Below are 25374 nucleotides of genomic sequence, written 5' to 3' on the forward strand. Positions count from 1 at the left end.
GGCGACCGTCGGGGCTCAGCCGAGGATGCCGACGTAGCGGCGGGCAGCCTCCGAGCTGCCCTGCACGAGCGTCATGGCCTCGGCCAAGCGTTGCTTGCTCTGCTCGCCTCGGGCGATTGCCTCGGCGATCGTCGGGTGGCCGGTGCCAGCGGCGACGGCACGCAGCCGGGTCAGCATCTGCTCGGTGTTCTCGGCGGCGGCCCGGATCTGGTTGATCGTGGCGTTGCCCTGCTCGGCTGCCTGTATCAGTGCCGCTTTGACCTGTTCGATGCTGGCCATGCTGTCCCTCCGTCGGCCGTCCGCAACGTGGATCACGTCTGAGTAGTCGGACGGACACTATCGGAGATGAATGCGATTCGCTGCCCGGTGGGCTACAGGTAGTCAGCGGCGATGCTTTCTGCGTCTGCAAGGAACGCCTCAAGCTCGGGTTCGGTGTGGTGGCCATCCTGGAGCAGCGTGCCGAGGAAGACGATCTGCATCTGGAGGGCGGTCTCGGGGCTGAGATTGTCGATCAGATCAACCTTGCCGAGCGCGGCCTGGACGAGTGCTTCCATCTCCCGGATGGGTAGTGACTGCGCGGCCGGGAACCGCGATCGCGTCTCGGCGACGAAGCGAGCTACGTCGGTGCGGGAGTGGCCGGCGGCGAAGCGCTCGTTGAGCGCGATGGCGAAGGCCGCAGCGATCACCTGGAGGCCACCGTGCCAGCCGGTGGTCTCCAGGTCGTCCAGGAGCCGATCAACCGTGCCCCAATCACGACGCGCCATCGCGTGGATCAGGTCGCTGAATTTCGTCCGTACGTCCACGAGGTGGTAACTCGCGCGCCCCCCAAAAGTGATCAGCGGGAGGCTGCCGAGGCTGACGGCCGACCGGGAACCCCCACAAAACGCTCAGCGTTCGGCGAAGCTGCGGGCGATGACTGTCAATCTTGGACACTTTTCGTTCGAGCCGAACGGAAAGTGTCCAAGATCTTCAGGCTCTGCCAGGTCTGTGGGTCAGTTGGTGGTGCGGGTGGTGGTGAGGAAGGTGGTCCAGGCGGTGGGGGTGAAGGTGAGGGCGGGGCCGTGGGGGTCTTTGCTGTCGCGTACGGCGATGACGCCGGGCAGGTTGTCGGCGACCTCGACGCACTCACCGCCGTTGCTGCCGCTGCGGGTGCTCTTGCGCCAGCGGGCGCCGGTCAGATCAACCATGGTGGACCTCCCCGATGATCTTGTTGATCAGGTGCCTTGATTGTGCTTCATCAAGGGCGAGCTGTTCCAGGCTCGCCCATACCTTTTCGTAGGCAGCAAACTCTTCGGGGCGATCGAGGTACAGAGCGCCTGTCCAGGACTCGCTGTAGATCACGGGCGGTTCAGGAGTCGCGCGGTTCTTGAGCGGGAAGTTGAGCATCACGAAGGAGCCTGCCTCCACGCCACGATGCAACCCAGCCGTGAGCGGCAGAATGCGGATCGAGGTGGTCGGCGTCTCGGAGATTGTCAGCAGGTGGTGCAGCTGACTTGTCATGGTCTCGGCGCTGCCCACCGTGCGCAGCAGGGCTGATTCGGAGATGATCACATCCAGCGTTGGGGGCGCGGGCATCCGGCGGGTGAGCAGGGATTGGCGCTGGAGTCGGACCTGCACGAGCCGTTCCCGCTCCTCGTTGCTCACCTCCGTGCGGTGCTGGTAGACGCCGAGCGCGTAGTCCCGTTGTTGCAGCAAACCTGGCAGCATCGCCTCGTTGAAGAAGCGGAGTCGGCAGGCGGCGGATTCGAGGCCGACGTATAGCTCGAACCAGTCGGGGATGGCGTCGCCGTACGCGTGCCACCAGCCTTTTGCTTTTGTCTCGGCGGCTAGTGCGGTCAGCGCGCGGGTCAGGTCGCTGCGGGCGACGTACAGGTCGCACATGGCGCGGACGTCGACGCCGCGTACGGAGCCGAGGCCGCTCTCGATCCGCCACACCTTCTGGCGGCTGCACTCCAGCGCCTCGGCGGCGGCGTCGAGGGTGATCCCGGCTTCGGTGCGCAGGTCACGCAGGGTCCTGCCGAGCTGGCGTCGGGGCACTGTCGACCCCATGTCTTCGGCCATCGCGCCCTCCTTCCTGTGTGTTTTTGCAACATCCTGACGGTGGTTGTCGAACTCGGAATTGGTGCACACAAGCAGTTGATCAGTATGACGCGACATTCATTGTGATGGTGTTTCCGACCCTACAAGATGAGCCGGACAACAGCGATGACCGAGACGTCAATTCTGAACCGATCAGTCCCTTGTGGAAAGGGCGGTGTAGGCCCGTGCGCGCATTCATTCAACCGGAGGCACGCCTCAGCGAAGCCACGGCGGGTGAGCGGTGACCGTCATAACCTGCCCGGACTGTGACGGGATGACCTTTCAGCTTCGGCCGTGCCGGTGCACCAGCTTCGGGGACCGGTTCCTGGCGGAGGAGGCAAGCCCAGGCGAGACAGCCGTGAGCCGGCAGGCGTACCGCGATTGTGAGCAGTGTCGGGGCGCGGGCAGTGTCGCGGACCCGTGTCATCGCTGTCGGCGGCGCGGGCGGCGGCGGGCGCAGCTGGTGCTCAGCGTGGCCAACCTGGACACCGGGGCGGTCGCCTCGCACAACGTCGTGCCCGGTGGCCTCGATCCGGAGCGGACGCAATCCGGCTGGGTGGTCAAGCTCCACAACCGGGTACGCGAGCTGGCCGTCAGCGTCGGCGCGAGTGTCACCCACGAGGCGCTGACGCTGTGGTTGCCGCCGCAGTGGCGGCCCGACGCGCCGGCCGTGCAACGCTACGAGCTGGAAGCCGAGGCCGTCGCAGGCTTCGACAACATGCCCTGGCGGCTGTTCCTCGGGCGAAACCACCCAGCGCCGCCAGTCGATCCGGCCGAACGGCTGGCCCGGCTCTGCGTGCTTGCCGATCTGCTCCTGCTGGACCTGGTGATCGAGGTACGGCGGGAGGGGCTCGGCTGGGACGTCAGGTACGAGGTGCCCGGTTCGCCGGTGCCGATGTTCCGGACCGGGCGGCTGGACCTGCCCGAAGCGCTGGCCCACACCGATGTGGCCGGCGCGCTCGCCGGGCTCGCCGAACGAGGTCGGGGCGTCGCCGCCCGGCTGATGCAGCCCGACCGGCCGCGCCCACCCGCCGTGCCGGCCGTCGACGTGGACCAGCTCGAACGGCGGATCCTCGCCGACTGTGTCGACCCGGCCGACGGGTCCGAGTTGCCCGGCGCGCAGGCGATCTGGCGGAACGGGCGTTGGTGGCACACCAGCCTGCGCGACGGCGCACCGGTCGAGACGCTTGTGGAGCAGCTCACCGGTCAGGTCGTGCGCCGGGTGCGGGTGCCGTTGCGGCGCGGCTTCACGCCGCCCGAGCCATCATGGCTGGGCGCGGAGATCGGTTGGCGGCCCTGCCCGGACTGTGTGCCCGGCAGCCGTCTGCGCAGCTGCGACTGTCGGCTCCGCGGCCGTGGGATGGACCCCGGCTGCCCGCACTGCCACGGTGCCGGCCTGCGCACCTCCGCGCTGGCCTGCTTCACCTGCGACGGCACCCACCGGCTGCACGAGGCGGTGATGCTGACGCTCACCGACCTGCGGCACCGGATTGTGCACCTGACCTGGCACGCCGGCACACCCGAGGAGGTCACGCTCGCTGCCACCCAGCCGGGCGGCAAGCCGGTGGTCCAGCTCCCCGACCGCTACCGGCTCGCCACCTGGGCACCCATTCTCGGCGTACGACCGGAGGATCTTGCCGAGGCCGACGGCGGGCACGAGATCGAGTCGGACCTGCGCGGCGGTTACGTCACGCTGCCCTGGGCCGGCGCCGACCCGGTGGCCGAACACGTCCGCGTCGCCGGTCGGGGCCAGCCCGCGGCCCGGCTGATCGTGGCGGCGGTACGCCCCGACGCGCCGCCGCTGACCGAGCTGATCCGGCTTGCGCTCGGCCTGGACCTGGCGCTGGAGGTCAGCCTCTGCGACCTGCGGCACAATGCTGACGATCCGCTGCGCATCGGCGGGCTGCGCTGGTCGGTCGAGCTGCGACCGCGCGACGCCCCGGTCCGGCCCGACCAGTGGCCGTATCGCCAGACCCTGGAAGCGGCGCTGGCCTGGTGCGTCGAGTTCCTACCCGACACCGTCGCCGGAGTGGTGCCGGTCGACGCTGCCGTGCCGATCCCGGTGCCCGCCGCCGCGCCGAGCGACCTGCCCGCCGACCCGGTGCCGGTGCTGCTGCGGCTGGCCGCCCGGCATGCCGGGCAGGTCCTGACGGTGCGTTTCACTCGCGCCGGCTGCACCCTGTACCTCCACCATGACGAGGGCATGCACCTCCTCGCCGAAGCCCTCGACCTACACGACATCGAGCGATGAGAATCGAACTGTCCTGAATCTGACTCCCATTTGATCTGTGTCTATGGATAGCGTGTCGGGCTCTCGCTGGGGGAGCGCGCCGAGCGGAGCAGGTGTTCGCCGAGGTGCGGGACCGCGTGATCGTCGGGCTGGCGCCATTCGATGTGAGCGCTCAGCCGATCGTCCGTCACCTCGGCGAGCAGGGCTATCTCGACAGTGACGGTGGGCTGCTGTTCGTCGGCCTGGAGGCGGATCGCCGGTTCGGTCGGCGGCACTTCACCGAGCTGACCGCCGTCTTCACCGGTCCACCCGAGTTCACGGTCCTACACGGTCGGACCGAGTTCTGGCCGCGGACGCAGCTGAGCGACTCGGAACCTGTCCGTTTCGTCAATATCAACGGGTGAGTTCAGGCTGCCCTGCCCGGTATTGAATCTATTGACCAACATCTACTTCGCTGCTATCGTGCGGATGGGCTGGAAAGCGCTTTCCTGAGCGTCGGGCGGAGATCACGCCCGAACCCCCTGGGCAGGGGCCTGGTCGGAGATGGCGCGGTTGGGCGGGTTCGGGCACCCGGCGTCGGCCGTACGGACGGCCGCAAACGACGATCCTCAGCGCACCCCTTGGAGACGCTTCATGAACGGGAAATCGCTCGCCGCCGCGATATTGCTCGTGGCCGGTGCCGTCACCGTGTCGACCGGACCGGCCTCGGCCGCCCCGATCCGCTACGAGGCCGAGAACAGCCCGGCGCGGTGCACCGGCACCATCGATGCGAACTGGCCCGGGTACTCCGGCACCGGGTTCTGCAACGGCAACAACGCCGTCGGTGCGTACGCCGAGTTCACCGTGACCGCCGCGGGCGCCGCACCGGCCGAGCTGCTGGTCCGGTTCGCCAACGGCGCGGCCGGCGCCCGACCGGCGGATCTGATCGTCAACGGCGCGACCGTGCGGAACGTGCCGTTCGAGAGCACCGGCACCTGGGACAGCTGGGTGACCAAGCCGCTGTCGGTGAGCCTGCGGTCCGGCAGCAACACCATCCGACTCGCCCCGACCACCGTCGGTGGCCTGCCCAACGTGGACTACGCCGAGGTCGAGGCGGGTGGAGACGCGTCGGACGTGCTCTACGTCGCCACCAACGGTAACGACGGTAACCCGGGCACGCTGAACGCCCCGTTGGCGAGCATCCAGCGGGCCGTCGACCTCGCCCAGCCGGGGCACACCATTTTCCTCCGCGCCGGGACGTACGCGCCCAGCAGCAACATCCAGCTGTTGAAGGACGGTACGGCGAGCCGGCCCATCACGATGCGCAACTACGCCAACGAACGGGTCGTCATCGACGGGGAGAACATGCCGCACACGCCGGCCCCGGTTGGCGGCAGCATTCCCCGCGCCGAGCGGGGCGCCATCCACATCGAGGGTGACTGGTGGCGGCTGATCGGCCTGGAGATCATCAACGGGCCGTACGGGGTGTTCGGGCTGGACGTGAACAATGGTGTCTTCGAGCGCCTGGTGACCAGGGACAACTACGAGTCGGGCTTCCACCTCCAAGGCTCGTCGAGCAACAACCAGATCATCAACCTGGACGCGTACGGCAACCGGGACCCGCGCAAGAACGGCGAGAGCGCCGACGGCCTGGCCATCAAGGAGGGGTCCGGCAGCGGCAACGTGGTACGCGGCGCCCGGCTGTGGAACAACTCCGACGACGGGCTGGACTACTGGATGTTCAGCTCGCCCATCCTCACCGAGAGCAGCCTGGCCTGGGGCAACGGGTTCAACCGCTGGAACCTGCCGGACTACACCGGTGACGGCAACGGATTCAAGCTGGGTGGCAACGGGGTGTCCGCCAACCACACCGTGCGCAACAGCATGAGCTGGGACAACGCGGTCGGCGGGTTCATCGACAACAACAACCCCGGAGCGCACCGGATCGAGCGGAGCACCGCCTGGCGCAACCCGGGCACCGGGTTCATCGTCAACCGCTCGGCCAGCAGCCTGGCCGGGAACCTCGCCGTCGCCAACGGTACGAACGTGTCGCTGGGTACGAGTTCCAGCGGCAGCGGCAATTCCTGGGACATCGGTGGCAGTTGGCCGCTGGCCAGCACCAACCCGAGCGTGATCACCGGTACGCGTCGGGCGGACGGCTCGATCCCGTCCTCGGACTTCCTGCGTCCGGCCAGCGGTGCCACCGTCGGCGCCCGCTTCTAGGACCTGTGTCGAGGCCCTCGGCTCGACCGAGGGCCTCGACACGCCCGTTTCGGGACGGGTGTTAGTAGGGGGCCCTTGCTATGCACGAGGCGTTAACAAGGTGCCCTTCCTTTCACTCGGGTACGCGGCGGTAGGCGCCGTCGCTGGCGGAGGTGGCCATCGAGGCGTACGCGCGCAGTGCGGCGGAGACCGGCCGTTGCCGGTCCAGCGGGGTGTACGGGCGGTCCCGCTTCTCCTGGGCGACGCGGCGGGCGTCCAGCACGTCGGCCGGCACGTTCAGTTCGATCGAGCGCCCCGGGATGTCGATGACGATCTCGTCGCCCGGCTCCACCAGCGCGATCAACCCGCCCGAGGCGGCCTCGGGGGAGACGTGCCCGATCGAGAGCCCGGAGGTGCCGCCGGAGAACCGTCCGTCGGTCAGCAGCGCGCAGGCCCGGCCCAGCCCGCGACCCTTGAGGAACGAGGTGGGGTAGAGCATCTCCTGCATGCCGGGGCCGCCCCGCGGGCCCTCGTAGCGGATCACCACCACGTCCCCGGCGACGATCTCCTTGGCCAGGATGGCGGTGACCGCGTCGTCCTGCGACTCGTAGACCTTCGCCGGGCCGCGGAAGGTCAGACACTCCTCGGGGACACCGGCGGTCTTCACCACGCAGCCGTCCGGCGCGAGGTTGCCGTGCAGGATGGCCAGCCCACCGTCGACGCTGTACGCGTGCTCACGGTCGCGGATGCAGCCACCGGCGGCGTCGGTGTCCAGGCTCGACCAGCGGTTGGTGGTGGAGAACGGCTCGGTGGTCCGCACTCCGCCCGGTGCCGCGTGGAACAGTTCGATCGCCTCCGGGAGCGCCGATCCGCCACGCACGTCCCAGTCGGCCAGCCACTGCGCGAGCGACGGGGAGTGCACCGCGTGCACGTCGCGGTGCAGCAGCCCGGCGCGGTCCAGTTCACCGAGGATGGCCGGGATGCCGCCGGCCCGATGCACGTCCTCCATGTGGTACTGCGGTGAGTTCGGCGCGACCTTGGCCAGGCAGGGCACCCGGCGGGAGATCTCGTCGATGTCGGCCACGCCGAAGTCCAGCTCGGCCTCGCGGGCGGCGGCCAGCAGGTGCAGGATCGTGTTGGTCGAGCCACCCATCGCCACGTCCAGGGCGACGGCGTTCTCGAAGGCGGCCCGGGAGGCCACCACCCGGGGCAGCACCGAGGCGTCGTCGTGGTCGTACCACCGCTTGGCGATCTGCACGGCGGTGCGCCCGGCCTCGACGAAGAGCGACCGCCGAGCCGCGTGGGTGGCCAGCGTCGAACCGTTGCCCGGCAGGGCCAGCCCGATCGCCTCGGTGAGGCAGTTCATCGAGTTCGCGGTGAACATGCCCGAGCAGGAGCCGCAGGTGGGGCAGGCGGAGCGTTCGATCTCGCCGAGCTGGTCGTCGGTGACCGCCTCGTTCGAAGAGGCGATCATGGCGTCGATCAGGTCGATCTTGGAGTGGACCACCCCCTCGATCGCCACCGTCTTGCCGGCCTCCATCGGACCGCCGGAGACGAAGACGGTGGGGATGTTCAGCCGCAGCGCGGCCAGCAGCATCCCAGGGGTGATCTTGTCGCAGTTGGAGATGCAGACCAGCACGTCCGCGCAGTGCGCGTTGACCATGTACTCCACCGCGTCGGCGATCAGCTCCCGGCTGGGCAGGGAGTAGAGCATGCCGCCGTGCCCCATGGCGATGCCGTCGTCGACCGCGATCGTGTTGAACTCCCGGCCCACCCCGCCGGCCTCGGCCACCGCGTCGGCGACCAGGCCGCCCATGTCCTTGAGGTGTACGTGACCCGGCACGAACTGGGTGAAACTGTTGGCGATGGCGACGATCGGCTTGCCGAAGTCGTCGTCGGTCATCCCGGTGGCCCGCCACAGGGCCCGGGCGCCGGCCATCGTCCGACCGTGCGTGGAGGTCTTCGACCGCAGCTCAGGCATGCGTACCAGTCTGGCACCGTCGACCGGGCGGCGGACAGCCGAGCGGGCCGTGTCCCAACAGATGCACACCCGATCCCCACGGCGAGCGCCGATCCGGCAGAGTTGAGGCCGTGCACACACCCCCGGGCATGATCGGTGCCGCGGTGCTGAGCGCGCTGGTCGCACTGGTGGCCGGTGTGCTGCTGGCCGCCGCCGCCCGGCGCCGTGCCGCCCCCCACCGCCCGGCGTACGTGCTGCTCACCGCCGCCGGAGCGGTTGCCCTGGTCACCCTGCTGATCGCGCTGACCGGGGCGCTGAACGCGGGCGGGCACTGGGCGCACGAGGCGGCCGAACGCACCGGGTGGGCGAGTCTGGTCGCGTACGGCACCGCCGTCAGCGGCCTGCTCTTCTGTCTCGGTCTGCTCCGGATGCCGGTGGCCGGCCCGGTCGGTTCGGCCACCCGGCTCGCCCTGGACGGCGTGATCGTCGGCACCGCGCTGTGGTTCGTCGGCTGGGTGCTGTTCTCCGAACCGACCCGTCTGCTGGGCGCGGCCACCCCGCAGGCCTGTCCAGCGATCCTGGTCGCCTCGGTCAGCGCGGCGCTCAGTTCCGGTCTGGCCGTCATCCTGGTGTTCCGGGCCCCGCCGTCGCGGCGTGGCCTGGCCGTACTGGGCGCCGGTGTCTCCGTGGCGACCTGGGGCGGGCTCGGCCTGGCGGCGGGGCTCTGCCAGGCCGGCCCCGGCACGACCTCGGTCAGCGCCGTCGTGCTCGCCCTGGGCCTGCTGACCGTCGCGGTGGCGGTCCGCCGGATCGACCCGCCCGGACAGGTCGCCATCGACGTGATCCGGCACGACGGCGAGTACGCGATCGTCCCGATGGCGGCGATCGCCGGCTCGGCGATCTACCACCTGCTGCAGGACGGCCGGTTCGACGCGCTGGGCATCGTGGCGGGCAGCGTGGAGGGCTTCGCTCTGGTGGCCCGGCAGTACCTCACCCTGCACGAGGTCCGCGGCTACGCCCGGCGGCTCGCTGAGCGGGAGGCGCACTTCCGCCAGCTCGCGCACACCGACCCGCTCACCGGCCTGGCCAACCGGCGCGGCCTGTTGCAGGCGCTGCACCGGTGCGCCGAGGTGGGCGGCCCGTGCGTCCTGATCAGCCTCGACCTGGACGGCTTCAAGAACGTCAACGACATGCGCGGGCACGACGTCGGAGACGCCGTGTTGACCGACGTCGGCCAGCGGTTACGCGGCAACCTGCGCCCCGGCGATCTCGCCGCCCGGCTCGGCGGCGACGAGTTCGCGGTGCTGATGCCCGGCGGCCCGGCCGAGGCGGCGGTGGTCGCCGAGCGGCTGCTCGGCGTGCTCGGTGGCGCCTACCAGCAGCCCGAGGGGCCGGTCTTCCTCTCGGTCAGCATCGGCCTGGCGACCTGGGCCGAGACCCCGGACGTGGAGTTGCTGCTGCGGCACGCGGATCTCGCGCTGCGCTACGCCAAGCAGCGCGGCAAGAACCGGATCGAGCGGTACGACGGGGCGTACGACCGGCTGCTGCGTCGGCGCACCACCCTGGAACACGAGTTGCGCGGCGCGATCGAACGCGACGAGCTGCGGCTGGTTTTCCAGCCGGTGGCTGCCCTGCCCTCGGTGCGTCCGGTCGGTGCCGAGGCGCTGTTGCGCTGGCGCCATCCGGAACTGGGCAACGTTCGGCCGGACGAGTTCATCCCGTTGGCCGAGGAGTGCGGCATGATCGCCAGCCTCGGTGCCTGGGTCCTGCACCAGGCCTGCCGTCAGTTGTCCCGGTGGCTGGCCGAGGGGCACGACGTCTGGGTGTCGGTGAACGTGTCCCCGCGTGAGCTGCACGCCCCCGAGTACGTGGTCCAGGTCACCGAGGCGCTGCGCGCCCACCACGTACCGCCGCAGCGGCTGGTGCTGGAGGTCACCGAGCACGCGGTCGCCACCGACCTGGACGAGCTGATCCGGCGGCTGGCCGCGCTGCGGCTGACCGGCGTCCGGATCGCCCTGGACGACTTCGGCGCCGGGTACTCCTCGTTGGGGCAGTTGCGGCGGCTGCCGATCGACATCCTCAAGATCGATCATGGGTTGGTGGCGGAACACGAGCCGGTCCGACCGGTCGGGCGGGACGGCCCGGCGTTCGCGCCGATGGTCGACATCGTCATGCGGCTCGGCCACCAGTTCGGGTTGGAGGTCATCGCCGAGGGGGTCACCAGTCCCACCGAGATGGCCGCGGTGGTGGCCGCCGGCTGCCGGTTCGGTCAGGGCGCGTTGTTCGGCTGGGGCGTACCGGCCGAACACCTGGAGGCGATGCTGGAGGCGGCCACCTCGCCGGGGGCCCGACCGGCCCGTCCGGCAGCGGCGGAACCGCCGTCCGGGCACGCCTCCCGGCCGCCCGCGCCGCGCCCACCGGAAGGCGCCTCCGAGCACGTCAGGCCGGGTGCCGGCGATGCGCCGGGCGGCGGCACGCCGACAATCGTTAACCAAAATGTGGGATCAGTTGACTCATCGCGTGAGATGCGTCAGGCTTGAGCCCATGTCGTCGTACCGGTCGCTGCGAGTACTTACCTGAGCGCACTCTCCTCGTTCGAGAGTGCGCTGGCCCCGTGCATCTGGCACGAGGGCTTTTTTCTTGCCGTCGAACCCATCGGACGTGGCCCCCGCCGCGTTTCCCACTGTGAGCAGCCAACCCACTCCAGCCGAAGGCCAACCGCCATGACGAGACCCACGCCAGAGACGCTCGCCAACTCCGCCCGGCGGGCCCGTAACGCCGAGGCCCCGGTCACCGCCGACCACACCCGCGCCACCGCCACGCCCGCTTCGGTGGCCCGCTCCGCCCAGGTCTCGGGCGCCGGCTCGCTGGTGCGCTCCCTGGAGGCGCTCGGCGTCGACGTGGTCTTCGGTATCCCGGGCGGTGCGATCCTGCCGGCGTACGACCCGCTCTACGACTCCACCGTCCGGCACATCCTGGTCCGGCACGAGCAGGGTGCCGGTCACGCGGCCACCGGCTACGCGCAGGCCACCGGCCGGGTCGGGGTCTGCATCGCCACCTCCGGCCCGGGCGCGACCAACCTGGTCACCCCGATCGCCGACGCCTACATGGACTCGGTGCCGCTGGTGGCGATCACCGGCCAGGTGGCCCGGCCCTCGATCGGCACCGACGCCTTCCAGGAGGCGGACATCCAGGGGATCACGCTGCCGGTGACCAAGCACAACTTCCTGGTGCAGCACGCCGGTGAGATTCCGCGGGTGCTGGCCGAGGCGTTCCACCTGGCCTCGACCGGTCGGCCCGGCCCGGTCCTGGTGGACATTCCCAAGGACGTCCTGCAGGCGCAGACCACCTTCGCCTGGCCGCCGACCCTGGACCTGCCCGGCTACCGGCCCACCATGCACCCGCACGGCAAGCAGATCCGCGAGGCGGCGCGGCTGATGACCAACGCCCGCCGCCCGGTGCTCTACGTCGGTGGCGGCGTGCTCAAGGCCGGCGCCACCGAGGGCCTGCGCAAGCTGGCCGAGCTGACCGGCATCCCGGTGGTCACCACCCTGATGGCGCTGGGCGCCTTCCCCGACTCGCACCAACAGCACCTGGGCATGCCCGGCATGCACGGCACCGTCGCGGCGGTCTACGGGCTGCAGAAGGCCGACCTGATCGTGGCACTCGGCGCCCGCTTCGACGACCGGGTCACCGGCAAGCTGGACTCGTTCGCCCCGGACGCCACCGTGGTGCACGCCGACATCGACCCGGCCGAGATCGGTAAGAACCGGCACGCGGACGTGCCGATCGTCGGCGACGCCCGGCACGTCATCGACGAACTGCTCGCGGCGGTCACCGCCGAGCGGGCGGCCGGGCGCGTCGCCGACCTCGCCGACTGGTGGACGCAGCTCGACGACCTGCGGGAGCGGTACCCGCTGGGCTACGAGGAGCCGTCCGACGGCACCCTCTCCCCGCAGTACGTGATCAAGCGGCTGGGTGAGATTGCCGGGCCGGACGCGATCTACGTCGCCGGTGTCGGCCAGCACCAGATGTGGGCCTCCCAGTTCATCTCGTACGAGAAGCCGCAGAGCTGGCTCAACTCCGGTGGTCTCGGCACCATGGGTTACGCGGTGCCGGCGGCGATGGGTGCGAAGGTCGGCAAGCCCGACGTGGTGGTCTGGGGGATCGACGGCGACGGCTGCTTCCAGATGACCAACCAGGAACTGGCCACCTGCGCGCTGGAGGGCATCCCGGTCAAGATCGCGGTGATCAACAACGGCAACCTGGGCATGGTCCGCCAGTGGCAGACCCTGTTCTACGGCGAGCGGTACTCCAACACCGACCTCGGCACCCACAAGCACCGGATTCCGGACTTCGTCAAGCTCGCCGAGGCACTGGGCTGCGTCGGGCTGCGCTGCGAGAACGCCGAGGACGTGGACAAGACCATCGAGGCGGCGATGTCCATCAACGACGCGCCGGTGGTCATCGACTTCGTGGTCGGCAAGGACGCCATGGTCTGGCCGATGGTCGCCGCCGGCACCAGCAACGACGAGATCATGTTCGCCCGTGGCGTCCGCCCGGTCTTCGACGAGGACGACATCTAGTCATGGCCGATTGCACCGAGCGCAGCGAGGGCCAAGAGGGCATGACGAGGAAGGCTTGGGTCATGGCCGATTGCACCGAGCGCAGCGAGGGCCAAGAGGACATGAGGAAGGCACAGCGATGACGATGCACACCCTCTCGGTGTTGGTGGAGAACAAGCCGGGCGTGCTGGCCCGGGTCTCCGGGCTCTTCTCCCGGCGCGGCTTCAACATCGACAGTCTCGCCGTCGGTGAGACCGAGAATCCGGACGTCTCGCGGATCACGATCGTGGTCAACGCCGAGTCCTCTCCGCTGGAACAGGTCACCAAGCAGCTGAACAAGCTGGTCAACGTGCTCAAGATCGTCGAGCTGGACCCGTCGACCTCGGTCGCCCGGGAACTGCTCCTGGTGAAGGTGCGGGCCGACCGCAACGCCCGGGGCCAGGTACTGGAGACGGTCAGCCTGTTCCGGGCCCGGGTGGTCGACGTGGCCGCCGACACCCTCACCATCGAGGCCACCGGCACCCCCGACAAGCTCGACGCGCTGCTGCGCGACCTCGAGCCGTTCGGCATCAAGGAAATGGTCCAGTCGGGCCTGGTGGCGATCGGCCGCGGACCGCGCGCCATCACCGCCGGCCCGGCCCTGCGGGCCGCCTGACCCACACCGCCTCCTCGGCCGCGGGCCGGGCGGGACCACAGCCACGACGGGCCGCAACGGCCGCCGTACGAAAGGGAAGTCATGAGCGTTGAGGTGTACTACGACGACGACGCCGACCTGGGCCTGATCCAGGCGAAGAAGGTCGCCGTGATCGGTTACGGCAGCCAGGGGCACGCGCACGCGTTGTCGCTGCGGGATTCCGGCGTGGACGTGGTGATCGGTCTGCCGGAGGGCTCGAAGAGCCGGCCGAAGGCCGAGGAGCAGGGGCTGCGGGTACTCACCCCGGCGGAGGCGGCGGCCGAGGCCGACGTGATCATGATCCTCGCCCCGGACACCGCGCAGCGCCACATCTACGCCGAGTCGATCGCGCCGAACCTCGGCGCGGGCAAGGCGCTGTTCTTCGGGCACGGCTTCAACATCCGGTACGGGCTGATCAAGCCGCCGGCCGACGTGGACGTGGCGATGGTCGCCCCGAAGGGCCCCGGTCACCTGGTCCGCCGGCAGTACGTCGACGGCAAGGGCGTGCCCTGTCTGGTCGCCGTGGAGCAGGACGCCAGCGGCGGCGCGCTCGCGCTGGCCCTGTCGTACGCCAAGGGCATCGGTGGCACCCGGGCGGGCGCCATCAAGACCACCTTCACCGAGGAGACCGAGACCGACCTCTTCGGCGAGCAGGCGGTGCTCTGCGGCGGCGCCGCGGCGCTGGTGCAGACCGGTTTCGAGGTGCTCACCGAGGCCGGTTACGCCCCCGAGGTGGCCTACTTCGAGTGCCTGCACGAGCTGAAGCTGATCGTGGATCTGATGTACGAGGGCGGTATCGCCCGGATGCGGTACAGCGTCTCCGACACCGCCGAGTACGGCGACCTGTCCCGGGGCCCGCGGGTCATCGACGGCCGGGTCAAGGAGGAGATGCGCAAGATCCTCGGTGAGATCCAGAACGGCGAGTTCGCCCGCGAGTGGGTCGCCGAGGACGAGGCCGGTCGCCCCAACTTCAGCAAGTGGCAGGCCGAGGGCGCGGCGCACCCGATCGAGGAGACCGGCGCCAAGCTGCGCGGCATGATGAGCTGGGTGGACCGGCCGATCACCGAGACGGCCTGAGATCTCGGCCACCTGAGAGCACTCTCACCACGGCACCCGGATCCGACGTTCTCCCCGACGTCGGGTCCGGGTGCCGCACTGTCCACGGCCGGCTTACCGGTCGTTAACACGCACGTCACGTCCGGTTTGTGAGGGCACTCACCCCGTACTCCGGAGCATGCCGCCGGGCCGGGCCCCTACGATCGCGGGTAGGTGCTCCAGGCGGCACCTGACGGCCATGGCCCCGCACGCGCCGGGCGCAGCGCAGCGTCCACCGCACCGGCCGACCGCTCTGACGACATATACGAGGACCAATGACTCCTGTCGTACTGATCGCCGAAGAACTCGCTCCCGCCGCCATCGAGGTGCTCGCGCACGACTTCGACGTCCGGCACGTGGACGGCACCGACCGTTCGGCCCTGCTCGCTGCGCTCTCCGAGGCCGATGCCGTCATCGTCCGCAGTGCCACCCAGATCGACGCCGAGGCGATCGCCGCCGCGCCCCGGCTCAAGGTGGTGGCCCGGGCGGGCGTGGGGCTGGACAACGTCGAGGTGCCGGCCGCCACCGCGCGGGGCGTCATGGTCGTCAACGCACCTACCTCCAACATCGTCTCCGCGGCCGAGCAGGCCGTCGCGTTGCTGCTCGCGGTCGCCCGCAACACCGCCAGCGCCAGCGCCGCGCTCAAGGCGGGGGAGTGGAAGCGGTCGAAGTACACCGGTGTGGAGATCCAGGGCAAGACCGTCGGCGTGGTCGGCCTCGGTCGCATCGGGGTGCTCTTCGCGTCCCGCATCGCCGCCTTCGGCACCCGGCTGATCGCGTACGACCCGTACATCCAGCCGGCCCGCGCCGCGCAGCTCGGCGTACGCCTGGTCGGCCTGGAGGAGTTGCTGCGGGAGAGCGACTTCATCTCGATCCACCTGCCGAAGACGCCGGAGACCGTGGGGCTGATCGGTGAGAAGGAGCTGTCCATCGTCAAGCCGGGGGTGCGGATCGTCAACGCCGCCCGCGGTGGGCTGATCGACGAGCAGGCGCTGGCCGACGCGCTGGCCGAGGGCCGGGTCGGCGGCGCCGGGGTGGACGTGTACGCCAAGGAGCCGTGCACCTCCTCGCCGCTGTTCGCCTTCGACAACGTGGTGGCCACCCCGCACCTGGGCGCCTCGACCGCCGAGGCGCAGGACAAGGCCGGCCTGGCCGTGGCCAAGAGCGTGAAGCTGGCGTTGCAGGGTGAGTTCGTGCCGGACGCGGTCAACGTGCAGGCCGGCGGCGTGGTCGCCGAGGACGTGCGGCCGTTGCTGCCGCTGGCCGAGAAGCTCGGCCGGGCCTTCACCGCGGTCGCCGGCGGCGTGGCCGCCAGCGTCACCGTCGAGGTACGCGGCGAGATCGTCAACCATGACGTGTCGGTGCTCAAGCTCGCCGCCACCAAGGGCCTGTTCAGCTCGGTGGTCGAGGAGCAGGTCACCTACGTGAACGCGCCGCACCTGGCCGCGCAGCGCGGTGTGGAGGTCGCCCTCGACACCCAGACCGAGACCGCCGAGCACCCGGTTCTGGTGACCGTACGCGGCGCGCTGCCCGACGGCCGTACGGTCAGCGTCTCCGGCACGGTGACGCACTCGGGTACCCGGGACATCCTCAAGCTGACCGAGGTGGACGGCTTCGACGTGGAGATCGGGGCGGAGGGCATCCTGCTGTTCCTGCGCTACGCCGACCGTCCGGGTGTGGTGGGCACCGTCGGCACGCTGCTCGGCGAGGCCGGCGTCAACATCGCGGCGATGCAGGTGGCCCGCCGGGAGGCCGGCGGCGAGACGTTGATGACCCTCACCGTGGACCAGGCGCTCGGCGCCGACCTGCTCACCTCTGCCGCCGACTCGATCGGTGCGACCGCGGCCAGCGCCGCGGACCTGCGCGACGAGTGATCCAGGCACGACTGCGAGGGGCCCGGCCGAAGGTCGGGCCCCTCGTCGTTCCGTCCCGTCCGCGAAGTGCGGACGCCGGCTCCGCCGCGTCGGCGGGGAGCGTCGTCGACGTGGGGTCGTTCAGCCGGGCAGTCGGGCTGCCGGCGGCGGGTAGACCGAGCCGTCCTGGGCGTCGAAGAGCATCAGCCGGTGTTCGCCGGCCAGCCGTTCGATGTCCAGCAGCACCTGGTCGGGGCAGGCCGGGTCCAGGTTCATCTCGATGTGGTCGGCCGCGGTGTGCAGCGGTACGACCGCCCAGGGCGTGCCCGGGACAGCCGGCCGGTCGGGGTAGCTGCCGGTGATCGCCCGGTAGAAGGCCACCACCCGGGGGTCAGGTTGGTGCCGACCGTGCTGGCCCTGCCGGCACCGCTGCACCGCCGCTCGCACGTCCTCGGGCGTCGCCCCGTTCGCCAGGGCCCACACGCTCAGATCGAAACTCACGGCGGACAGCGTGCCATCCGCGGTTCACCTTGTCGAAAACGACCCTCCGCAGGCCAACCGCGAACGGGCCGGACGGCGTCCCGGATGGTCCCCTGTGGAACCCTTGCCGCGAAACGCGTCGATTCGATAGCGTACGAGGGCGGTCGCTGGCCGAGCCTGTGGCACCGGCCCGCCTTCGGGTGGCGAGGTCGACGTCCGACCGACCGGCCCGCACCCCTCGAATGCGCAAGCCACGCGCACTCGTCGCCGAGCGGCCTCCACGGTCGTTGCCGCGACCGTGGAGGCCGATCGCTGCCCCCACCACCGGCATCCTCCACAACGGACGATCCCCTGACGGCGACCGGTGTTCCCGACGACCCGGGTTCAGCGGGCGGCGGCGACCAGCGCCCGGTAGTCCGATCCGGAGCGGAACCAGGCCAGCCCGGTCGGGCCGGCGGCGTACAACGCGGTGGCGTAGGCGTCGGCGACCGCGAGGTCGGGCCCCATCACGGTCGCCGCCACCATCTCTTCGCTCGGCTCGCCGGTGTGCGGGTCCACCACGTGCCCGCGCCGACCGGTCACCCCGGAGGTGCCGACGGCACCCGCCGTCATCTCCAACACCAACGGTGCGCGGCGCCGGTCGGTCGGATGGTGTACCGCGACGCGCCACGGTCCACCGTGTCCGGCGTGTCCGCGTACCACCAGGTCGGCTCCGGTGAGTACGGCGTAGTCGTGGATGCCGGCGGCGCGCAACCGGGCCGCGGCGCGTTCCACCGCCCAGCCGCCGAGCAGGCCGCCCGGGTCGAAGCCGCCCGGCACCGCCCAGGCGTCGAACCAGCCGTCGGTGGCCGCCCGCATCGCGGCACACCGGTCCACCAGATCGGCCAGCGGCGGGTACGACTCCGGGCCGATCTCGCCGCGGCGCAACCGGGACACCAGACTCTCCGGTCGGTTCGGGCCGTAGGTGAGGTCGATCGCGCGCAGTTCGGCCACGGCGTCGCGCAGGGCTTCGCCGACGCCGCGTCGGCCGAGCCACTCGGGCGCGTTGAGCAGCAGGGTGTACTCGGCGGTCGAGGTGCGTACCGTGTGCCGGGCGGCGATCCGGTCGCCGGCCACCAGGGCGGTCCGGTCCGGACGCGGCGCGCGGGGGCCCAGTCGCAGGTCGGGACGGCGGTACCGGAAGGCCGCCGGGTCGACCCAGCGGGTCCGGGGCTGCTCGTCGGTCCACATCGCGTCCGTCCTTCCGTCGACGTCCCACGTCGTCGTGGTGGTCGTCGGGCCGACCGGCCCGTTGACGATCACGCTAGGCAGTGCAGATGACCGCAGCATGAGCGGAGACTGAGAAGCTGCTGTGCGTCCGCTTTCCCGATAGTTGGAACATCCGTACCGGGAGGCGGGACGGCGGCGTACCGTCGTCTGGACACGAGCGAAGGAGCTGACGGACGTGGCACGGATCGCGGTGGTGGCCGGGGACGGGATCGGGCCCGAGGTGGTCGCGGAGGCCCGCAAGGTCATCGACGTGGCGCTGCCCGGAGTCGAGGCGACCGAGTACGACCTCGGCGCCGCACGTTACCACCGCACCGGCGAGGTGCTGCCCGACTCGGTGCTCACCGAGCTGGCCGGGCACGACGCCATCCTGCTCGGCGCCGTCGGCGACCCCACCGTCCCGCCCGGCGTGCTGGAGCGGGGCCTGCTGCTCAAGCTGCGGTTCTCCTTCGACCAGTACGTCAACCTGCGCCCGTCGCGGCTCTGGCCCGGGGTGACCAGTCCGTTGGCCACGGTCAAGCCCGGCGAGGTCGACCTGGTGGTCGTCCGCGAGGGCACCGAAGGGCTGTACGCCGGCGCCGGCGGCGCGTTGCACCGCGACACCCCGGCCGAGGTGGCCACCGAGGAGAGCCTGAACACCCGGCACGGAGTGGAGCGGGTCGTCCGGGACGCCTTCGCCCGGGCCCGCCGACGCGAGCGGCGCAAGGTGACCCTGGTGCACAAGACCAACGTGCTCACCCACGCCGGCTCGCTGTGGGCCCGCACCTTCGACGCGGTCGCCGCCGAGCACCCCGACGTGAGCACCGAGTACCAGCACGTCGACGCCGCCGCGATGTTCCTGGTCACCCAGCCGCAGCGGTACGACGTACTGGTCACCGACAACCTGTTCGGTGACATCCTCACCGACATCGCCGCCGCCGTCACCGGCGGTATCGGGCTCGCCGCCAGCGGCAGCATCAACCCCGACGGCACGTACCCGTCGATGTTCGAGCCGGTGCACGGCTCCGCGCCGGACATCGCCGGGCGCGGTCTGGCCGACCCGGTCGCCGCCGTGCTCTCCGGCGCGCTGCTGCTCGACCAGCTCGGGCACGCCGACGCCGCCGCCCGGATCACCGCCGCGGTCGGCGCGGAACTGGCCAGCCGGGCGCCCGGCGTAGCCGTACGCACCGCCGAGGTGGGCGACCGGATCGCCGCCCAGGTATCCGCCTGAGGCTGCCGTAACCTGTTGAGTCTGCCGGCGATCGCCGGCAACCACGGTCGACCGCCGACGATGCGGCCGACCGGCCTCGACTCCGGTCCCGGCGACCCGCTCGACCAGCGGGCCCGACAGTGATCGTCACTCGGCGGCCCACCGGCCGACCTACCCGCTGAACGGTCGTTCGGGGTAAGTTTCTGGCACATAAATGTTTCCGGCGTGCGGTCGGCGCATGCCGTCGTTCCCCAGGGAGGTCAGCGCGATGAGCGGTGGTGACAAGCTCGACTTCGAGATCCGTCCGAATCCCGCGCCGGTATCCGCCGCCGACCGGGCCGCGCTGCTGGCCAATCCCGGGTTCGGCCGGGTCTTCACCGATCACATGGTCACCATCCGCTACGCCGACGGCAAGGGCTGGTACGACGCCCGGGTCGAGGCGCGGGCGCCGATCCCGATGGATCCGGCCAGCGCGGTGCTGCACTACGCGCAGGAGATCTTCGAGGGGATGAAGGCGTACCGCGCCGACGATGGTGGGGTGACCATGTTCCGGCCGTACGCCAACGCGGCCCGGTTCAACACCTCCGCGGCGCGGATGGCCATGCCGGCGTTGCCGGAGGAGACCTTCGTCGACTCGCTGCACCGGCTGATCGAGATCGACCGGGAGTGGATTCCGGAGAACGAGGACGCCAGCCTCTACCTGCGGCCGTTCATGTTCGCCAGCGAGGTCTTCCTCGGTGTCCGACCGGCCAACGAGTACCTCTACCTGGTGATCGCCTCACCGGCGGGTGCGTACTTCGCGGGTGGCGTCAAGCCGGTGACGGTCTGGGTCTCGCCCGACTACACCCGGGCCGGTCCCGGCGGTACCGGCGCGGCGAAGTGCGGCGGCAACTACGCGGCCTCGCTGGCCGCCCAGGCCCAGGCCATCGAGAACGGCTGCGACCAGGTGGTCTTCCTCGACGCGGTGGAGCGCAAGTACGTCGACGAGTTGGGCGGGATGAACGTGTTCTTCGTCTACGACGACGGCACGGTCGCCACTCCGCCGTTGACCGGCACCATCCTGCCCGGCATCACCCGGGAGTCGGTGATCGCGCTGGCCGAGGCGGCCGGGCACCGGGTGGAGGAGCGGCCGGTGACCTTCGCCGAGTGGCAGGCCGACGCCGCCAGCGGTCGGCTGCGTGAGGTCTTCGCCTGCGGGACCGCCGCGGTGGTCACCCCGATCGGGCGGGTGCGCTTCCCCGACGGGGAGTTCGCCGTCGGCGGTGGTGAGCCCGGCACCGTGACCATGGCGCTGCGTCAGCAGTTGGTCGACATCCAGCGCGGCAAGGCCGCCGACCCGGACAACTGGGTGCACCGGGTGTTCTGAGCCGCGGCGGACGGCGTCGGGCCGCGGCGGCATCGCCGTGGCCCGACAGCACCGCATTCGGGGGTACGCCCGCAGCGGACGACGCGCGGCCGGGACACCGGCCGGTCAGTCGAGCAGGTGCGTGCGCAGGGCGGCGAGCTGTTCGTCGGTGACCCCGGCGTGCCGCAGGTAGTCGTCCACCGAGCCGTGCCCCGCCCGGATCTCGGCCAGGAAGAGCAGCATCGCCTCGGCCGGCGAGGACAGGTAGGGCACGGGTAGCTCGGGTACGTCGGGATGGGCGGTGGCCACCCAGGCGGCGAACCGTTGCGACGCCTCGGTGCTCAGCGCGTAGTCCGCCGCGATCTCGGCATCGTCGACGCCGAGCACCGAGAGGGTCAGGCCGCAGACGATGCCGGTGCGGTCCTTGCCCGCGACGCAGTGCACCACGGCCGGCGCGTTGGCGCTGTCGGCGATGAGTCCGATCGCCTCGGCAAGCCCGGCGGTGCCGGTGCGGGCCAGGTCGGCGTACCGGTCGGCGAGGTAGCGGGCGAGGTCGGTGTCGGACTGGTATGGCTGCTCCTCCCAGGGCGCGTGCTCCGGGTGGATGTGTCGGTAGGTGAGACCGTCGAAGTCGGGGACCCGACCGTAGCGGTCGACCTCCTGCGGTCGGCGTAGGTCGATCACGGTCCGGACGCCGAGCGCGGCGAACGCGTCGCGGTCGGCCTGGTCCATCCGGTGTAGGGAGTCGGAGCGGTAGAGCCGTCCGGTGCGGACCGTACGTCCGTCCAGGCCGCGGTAGCCGCCCACGTCCCGGAAGTTGAACATCGCGGTGAAGGGGATTCGGCGAGTCTGCTCACTGGCGTCCATCCGAACACGGTAACGGCCGGTGGAAGCGAGTCCCACCGACCGTCACGTCCTGCCGGGTCTGCCTACCGGAGCCCGCCGGGCGGGGTGGCGGCGTACGTGTCGTTGTAGTAGCCGCCGAGCTTGTCCCGGTACGCCGGGTCGGTGGCCGTCTCGTCGTACTCCGGCGCGGCCTTGATCTGGTCCTTGCTCCGGTCGACGTAGACCCGCTGTTCCTCGTGGTCGACGTGGTTGACCGTACCGGCCGGCAGCATGACCTTCTTGCCGAAGATCCACGGCCCGGTGTCGACCACCAGGTAGCTGGCGTTGACCTCGCTGCTGTCGCTGTCGATCTTGCCGATCGAGCCGTCGGTGGCCTCGACCTTGTAGCCGATCAGGGTGCTGCCGGCGACGCCGGCCTCGTCCCGGTAGCTCCACGGGTCGAAGGCGGCGGGGGTGCCGCCGCCCATCACGACGTCGTCCCGGTCGACGGCGCGCAGGGCCGGGTCCGGCGTGGCATGCGTGGTGTTCTGGTCGATCCTGTCCATGGGAACTCTCCTGCCTCGACTACGGTGAGTCGTCTCGGAGGAACGTGTTTCCTTGTCCCGAAAGTTCCTACCCCCTGCGTCGCGCCCTACACCGGCGGGTTCACCCGGCCCCGGCGATCGTCCCGACATGTGGATTGCGCCTCCCAAACCGGGTCGGCGAGTGGCAGAGTGCAGTGCGTGACCAGCACCGCCCGCATTATTGGCAACTAGCGCGCCGGCCTCCCCTCTGCCGAGCGCGCAGACCTCCCGCATTCGCGGGGGGTCTTTTTGTTGCGTCGGCCGGTGCCCGATGAAGGGATCTCCATGACGTTCCAGGTCTACGACACGACGCTGCGCGACGGTGCGCAGCGTGAGGGGCTCAGCTACTCGGTGGTCGACAAGCTCGCGGTGGCCCGGCTGCTCGACGAGTTCGGCGTCGGGTTCATCGAGGGCGGTTGGCCCGGCGCGGTGCCCAAGGACACCGAGTTCTTCCGCCGGGCGGCCACCGAACTCGACCTGCGGCACGCGGTGCTGGTCGCCTTCGGCGCGACCCGCCGGGCGGGCGCGGTCGCCGCAGACGACCCGCAGGTGCGCGGCCTGCTGGACGCGCAGACCCCGGCGATCGCCCTGGTCGCCAAGGCGGATCTGCGGCACGTCGAGCGGGCGTTGCGGACCACCGCCAAGGAGAACCTGGCGATGATCCACGACACCGTCACCCACCTGGTCGCCGAGGGGCGGCGGGTCTTCGTCGACGGCGAGCACACCTTCGACGGCTACCGCCACGACCCGGCGTACACCGCGTCGGTGGTGGAGACCGCGCTCGCCGCGGGCGCCGAGCGGTTCGTGCTCTGCGACACCAACGGCGGGATGCTGCCCTCCCAGGTGACCGCGACCATCGCCGACCTCACCGACCGGATCGGCGTCGCGCCCGAGTTGCTGGGCATGCACGCCCAGAACGACACCGCCTGCGCGGTGGCCAACACCATCGCCGCCGTCGAGGCGGGGGTCCGGCACGTGCAGGGCACCGCCAACGGGTACGGCGAACGGCCCGGCAACGCGGACATCTTCGCCGTGGTGGCGAACCTTCAACTCAAGCTCGGGCTGCCGGTCCTACCGGAGGGCTGCCTGGCGCAGATGGTGCGGGTCTCCCACGCCATCGCCGAGATCGCGAACATCGCCCCCGACACCCACCAGGCGTACGCCGGGGCCGCCGCCTTCGCCCACAAGGCCGGGCTGCACGCGAGCGCGATCAAGGTGGATCCGCTGCTCTACAACCACGTGGAGCCCGAAGTGGTCGGCAACGACATGCGGATCCTGGTCACCGAGATGGCCGGCCGGGCCAGCATCGAGCTCAAGAGCCGTGAGCTGGGTCTGGATCTGGCCGGCCATCCGGAGACGCTGTCCCGGGTCACCAAGCGGGTCAAGGAACTGGAGGCCGGCGGCTGGTCGTTCGAGGCCGCCGACGCCTCGTTCGAGCTGCTGGTCCGCGCCGAACTTCCGGACGCCGCGCCGGCCCGGCCGTTCGAGCTGGAGTCGTACCGGGTGCTGGTCGAGCACCGGGAGGACGGCGCGGTGGTCTCCGAGGCGACGGTGAAGATCCGGGTACGCGGCGAGCGGGTGATCGCCACGGCGGAGGGCAACGGCCCGGTCAACGCCCTCGACGAGGCGTTGCGGGTCGGCCTGGGCCGGCACTACCCGGAGCTGCTCGACTTCGAGCTGGCCGACTACAAGGTACGCATCCTGGAGGGCAGTCACGGCACCGGTGCGGTGACCCGGGTGCTGGTCGAGACGGCCGCCGGCCGAGGTGGCGGCTGGACCACGGTCGGGGTGCACCCCAACGTGGTCGAGGCGAGCTGGCACGCGCTGGTCGACGCCCTCACCTACGGCCTGGACCGGCGTTGAGGCGGGTGAGCTAGCTGTCGGCCGCCGGCAGCCGCAACTCGGCCAGGAGCATCCGGTGGTCGCTGCCGGGTAGGCCGTGGACGGTCAGCGCGCGCACCGCGATGCGACGGTCGACCAGCACGTGGTCGATGGTGACGGGCGGGATGAGGTCACCGTCGTACGGGCCCCAGGTGCCGGCCAGCCCGGCGCCGACCGCGGCGGCGGCGTCGACGTAGCCGGTGTCGAGCAGGGCGCGCAGTGGTGCGTGGTCGAGGGTGGCGTTGAAGTCCCCGGCGAGGACGCTCAGTGGCCCGTCCGGGGTGGCCGGCGGCTGGGCGGCCAGGTCGGTGCGCCAGTAACCGGTCTGGTCCAGCGCGTACGGGGCCGCCGGGTGCGCCGACTCGACGCGTACCTCGGGCGCGCCCGGCACCCGGACCGTCGCGTACGCCTGGGTGAAACCCCAGCCGCCGCGCAGCTGCCGTATCCCGCCCCGGGCGATCGGGTGCCGGGCGTACAGCCCCGAGCCGGGCGTGCCGACGACCGGGTTGAGCTGCCGGTACGGCATCAGCCGGTCGAGCCCGAGCCGGTCCAGTTCGGCCTGGGCGGACGGGGTGAACTCCTGCACGACGAGCACGTCGACGCGTTCGGCGCGGACCAGGTCCACCACCGTCGTCGCGTCGGCGGCGCCGGCCAACAGGTTGGCGGTGAGCAGCCGTACCACCGGCCCGCTGACCGACGGTTGCGCGGCGGGCAGCGCGCGGGGCACCACGACCGCGAGCAGCACGGCGGTGGTGAGCGCCGCGACCACGGCCGGCCGGCGGCGCCGCAGCGCGAGCGCCAGCAGCAGCGGAGCCAGGCTCCCGACCGCCGCGTACGGCGTGAAGGCCAGCAGCTGCACCAGTGGCCCCCGGTCCAGCCCGACCAGGCGGGCGACCGCCCAACCGACGCCCGGTGCGACGGCGAGCCAGCACAACGTCGTACGCCCGAGCCGCGGTCCGACCCGGGCGGCGATGGTGGTCTGCACAGCGGCAGGCTAGTGCACCGGTGTCACGCGGACGCGCGGACAATGCACCGCGCTGATTCACGAACGGTTCTCCCAATTCACCTTTCGGCATTCTGTCGATTCTGAATCAGAGTAGCCGCGGGGGTGATCAGCTATTGACCCAAAGCTTTTTTGGGTGTTACGTTCCTGCTGGTCGGGTGGTCC

At 70.8% G+C, this 25374-nt stretch carries 21 protein-coding genes; 11 read left to right on the plus strand and 10 right to left on the minus strand.

Annotated features, from left to right (window positions below; all coding sequences use genetic code 11):
- Positions 1-15: 15 nt before the first annotated feature.
- From D2L64_RS03170 to D2L64_RS03185, 4 genes are all read right to left on the minus strand, one after another.
- The gene (locus tag D2L64_RS03170; protein ID WP_119572977.1) at positions 16-279 is read right to left on the minus strand and encodes a hypothetical protein; all 264 of its coding nucleotides are present in this window, start codon (positions 277-279) and stop codon (positions 16-18) included.
- 92 nt (positions 280-371) lie between these two features.
- Complete coding sequence (locus D2L64_RS03175; RefSeq protein WP_119572979.1) at positions 372-803, minus strand: hypothetical protein; 432 nt, start codon at positions 801-803, stop codon at positions 372-374.
- Positions 804-992: 189 nt separating this feature from the next.
- Positions 993-1187, minus strand: coding sequence for a DUF397 domain-containing protein (locus D2L64_RS03180; protein WP_119572981.1), 195 nt, complete (start codon positions 1185-1187; stop codon positions 993-995).
- Positions 1180-2061 (minus strand): helix-turn-helix domain-containing protein, encoded by an 882-nt coding sequence (locus D2L64_RS03185; protein WP_119572983.1) that lies wholly within the window; start codon positions 2059-2061, stop codon positions 1180-1182. Before D2L64_RS03185 ends, D2L64_RS03180 begins: the two co-directional genes overlap by 8 nt.
- Positions 2062-2551: 490 nt before the next feature.
- Here D2L64_RS03185 and D2L64_RS03190 point away from each other — a divergent pair, with 490 nt between their 5' ends.
- From D2L64_RS03190 to D2L64_RS03200, 3 genes are all read left to right on the plus strand, one after another.
- A complete protein-coding gene (locus D2L64_RS03190) occupies positions 2552-4330 on the plus strand; it encodes a hypothetical protein (RefSeq protein WP_147376176.1) in 1779 nt (592 codons plus the stop codon).
- A gap of 104 nt (positions 4331-4434) precedes the next feature.
- Entirely contained in the window at positions 4435-4713 is a 279-nt protein-coding gene (locus tag D2L64_RS03195) for a hypothetical protein (protein WP_233558734.1), read from the plus strand.
- Between the two features lie 229 nt (positions 4714-4942).
- Positions 4943-6511: a right-handed parallel beta-helix repeat-containing protein gene (locus D2L64_RS03200; RefSeq protein ID WP_119572987.1), complete on the plus strand. Its 1569-nt coding sequence runs from the start codon at positions 4943-4945 to the stop codon at positions 6509-6511.
- Positions 6512-6623: 112 nt separating this feature from the next.
- Here D2L64_RS03200 and ilvD read toward each other — a convergent pair whose 3' ends face one another.
- Positions 6624-8471, minus strand: a complete 1848-nt coding sequence (gene ilvD / locus D2L64_RS03205; protein WP_119572989.1) for a dihydroxy-acid dehydratase — start codon at positions 8469-8471, stop codon at positions 6624-6626.
- A gap of 110 nt (positions 8472-8581) precedes the next feature.
- Here ilvD and D2L64_RS03210 point away from each other — a divergent pair, with 110 nt between their 5' ends.
- The 5 genes from D2L64_RS03210 (at position 8582) to serA (ending at position 16657) form a co-directional block, all read left to right on the plus strand.
- Positions 8582-10990 carry a putative bifunctional diguanylate cyclase/phosphodiesterase gene (locus D2L64_RS03210; protein WP_119572991.1) on the plus strand — a complete coding sequence of 803 codons (2409 nt, stop codon included), beginning with the start codon at positions 8582-8584 and terminating at the stop codon, positions 10988-10990.
- 183 nt (positions 10991-11173) lie between these two features.
- Positions 11174-13036: an acetolactate synthase large subunit gene (locus D2L64_RS03215; RefSeq protein ID WP_119572993.1), complete on the plus strand. Its 1863-nt coding sequence runs from the start codon at positions 11174-11176 to the stop codon at positions 13034-13036.
- Positions 13037-13154: 118 nt separating this feature from the next.
- Complete coding sequence (ilvN, locus tag D2L64_RS03220) at positions 13155-13670, plus strand: acetolactate synthase small subunit (protein WP_119572995.1); 516 nt, start codon at positions 13155-13157, stop codon at positions 13668-13670.
- Between the two features lie 81 nt (positions 13671-13751).
- Positions 13752-14765 (plus strand): ketol-acid reductoisomerase, encoded by a 1014-nt coding sequence (gene ilvC, locus D2L64_RS03225; RefSeq protein WP_119572997.1) that lies wholly within the window; start codon positions 13752-13754, stop codon positions 14763-14765.
- Between the two features lie 293 nt (positions 14766-15058).
- Positions 15059-16657 (plus strand): phosphoglycerate dehydrogenase, encoded by a 1599-nt coding sequence (gene serA / locus D2L64_RS03230; RefSeq protein WP_119572999.1) that lies wholly within the window; start codon positions 15059-15061, stop codon positions 16655-16657.
- Positions 16658-16777: 120 nt separating this feature from the next.
- Here serA and D2L64_RS03235 read toward each other — a convergent pair whose 3' ends face one another.
- Positions 16778-17137, minus strand: coding sequence for a hypothetical protein (locus D2L64_RS03235; RefSeq protein ID WP_119573001.1), 360 nt, complete (start codon positions 17135-17137; stop codon positions 16778-16780).
- Between the two features lie 363 nt (positions 17138-17500).
- Entirely contained in the window at positions 17501-18346 is an 846-nt protein-coding gene (locus D2L64_RS03240; RefSeq protein WP_119573439.1) for an FAD:protein FMN transferase, read from the minus strand.
- 214 nt (positions 18347-18560) lie between these two features.
- On the opposite strand from D2L64_RS03240, the gene D2L64_RS03245 reads away from it, so the two are divergent.
- A complete protein-coding gene (locus tag D2L64_RS03245; RefSeq protein ID WP_119573440.1) occupies positions 18561-19592 on the plus strand; it encodes a 3-isopropylmalate dehydrogenase in 1032 nt (343 codons plus the stop codon).
- Positions 19593-19839: 247 nt separating this feature from the next.
- Complete coding sequence (locus D2L64_RS03250; RefSeq protein ID WP_119573003.1) at positions 19840-20937, plus strand: branched-chain amino acid aminotransferase; 1098 nt, start codon at positions 19840-19842, stop codon at positions 20935-20937.
- Between the two features lie 105 nt (positions 20938-21042).
- On the opposite strand, the gene D2L64_RS03255 is transcribed toward D2L64_RS03250, so the two are convergent.
- Complete coding sequence (locus D2L64_RS03255; RefSeq protein ID WP_119573005.1) at positions 21043-21783, minus strand: tyrosine-protein phosphatase; 741 nt, start codon at positions 21781-21783, stop codon at positions 21043-21045.
- Positions 21784-21845: 62 nt separating this feature from the next.
- Complete coding sequence (locus D2L64_RS03260) at positions 21846-22307, minus strand: PRC-barrel domain-containing protein (protein ID WP_199714387.1); 462 nt, start codon at positions 22305-22307, stop codon at positions 21846-21848.
- Positions 22308-22610: 303 nt separating this feature from the next.
- Between D2L64_RS03260 and cimA the strand changes: the two genes are divergently transcribed.
- Entirely contained in the window at positions 22611-24188 is a 1578-nt protein-coding gene (gene cimA / locus D2L64_RS03265; RefSeq protein WP_119573007.1) for a citramalate synthase, read from the plus strand.
- Between the two features lie 10 nt (positions 24189-24198).
- Here cimA and D2L64_RS03270 read toward each other — a convergent pair whose 3' ends face one another.
- Positions 24199-25191 (minus strand): endonuclease/exonuclease/phosphatase family protein, encoded by a 993-nt coding sequence (locus D2L64_RS03270; protein WP_233558735.1) that lies wholly within the window; start codon positions 25189-25191, stop codon positions 24199-24201.
- Between the last annotated feature and the right edge of the window lie 183 nt (positions 25192-25374).

The organism is Micromonospora radicis (genome assembly GCF_003583405.1).
GTDB classification, from domain to species: Bacteria; Actinomycetota; Actinomycetes; order Mycobacteriales; family Micromonosporaceae; genus Micromonospora; species Micromonospora radicis.

What these genes read in the sequence shown, in the direction of transcription:
- D2L64_RS03170 (WP_119572977.1), bottom strand. Translation starts at nt 279, where the DNA reads ATGGCCAGCATCGAACAGGTCAAAGCGGCACTGATACAGGCAGCCGAG.
- D2L64_RS03180 (WP_119572981.1), bottom strand. Translation starts at nt 1,187, where the DNA reads ATGGTTGATCTGACCGGCGCCCGCTGGCGCAAGAGCACCCGCAGCGGC.
- D2L64_RS03185 (WP_119572983.1), bottom strand. Translation starts at nt 2,061, where the DNA reads ATGGCCGAAGACATGGGGTCGACAGTGCCCCGACGCCAGCTCGGCAGG.
- D2L64_RS03200 (WP_119572987.1), top strand. Translation starts at nt 4,943, where the DNA reads ATGAACGGGAAATCGCTCGCCGCCGCGATATTGCTCGTGGCCGGTGCC.
- ilvD (WP_119572989.1), bottom strand. Translation starts at nt 8,471, where the DNA reads ATGCCTGAGCTGCGGTCGAAGACCTCCACGCACGGTCGGACGATGGCC.
- D2L64_RS03215 (WP_119572993.1), top strand. Translation starts at nt 11,174, where the DNA reads ATGACGAGACCCACGCCAGAGACGCTCGCCAACTCCGCCCGGCGGGCC.
- ilvN (WP_119572995.1), top strand. Translation starts at nt 13,155, where the DNA reads ATGACGATGCACACCCTCTCGGTGTTGGTGGAGAACAAGCCGGGCGTG.
- ilvC (WP_119572997.1), top strand. Translation starts at nt 13,752, where the DNA reads ATGAGCGTTGAGGTGTACTACGACGACGACGCCGACCTGGGCCTGATC.
- serA (WP_119572999.1), top strand. Translation starts at nt 15,059, where the DNA reads ATGACTCCTGTCGTACTGATCGCCGAAGAACTCGCTCCCGCCGCCATC.
- D2L64_RS03240 (WP_119573439.1), bottom strand. Translation starts at nt 18,346, where the DNA reads ATGTGGACCGACGAGCAGCCCCGGACCCGCTGGGTCGACCCGGCGGCC.
- D2L64_RS03250 (WP_119573003.1), top strand. Translation starts at nt 19,840, where the DNA reads ATGAGCGGTGGTGACAAGCTCGACTTCGAGATCCGTCCGAATCCCGCG.
- D2L64_RS03255 (WP_119573005.1), bottom strand. Translation starts at nt 21,783, where the DNA reads ATGGACGCCAGTGAGCAGACTCGCCGAATCCCCTTCACCGCGATGTTC.
- D2L64_RS03260 (WP_199714387.1), bottom strand. Translation starts at nt 22,307, where the DNA reads ATGGACAGGATCGACCAGAACACCACGCATGCCACGCCGGACCCGGCC.
- cimA (WP_119573007.1), top strand. Translation starts at nt 22,611, where the DNA reads ATGACGTTCCAGGTCTACGACACGACGCTGCGCGACGGTGCGCAGCGT.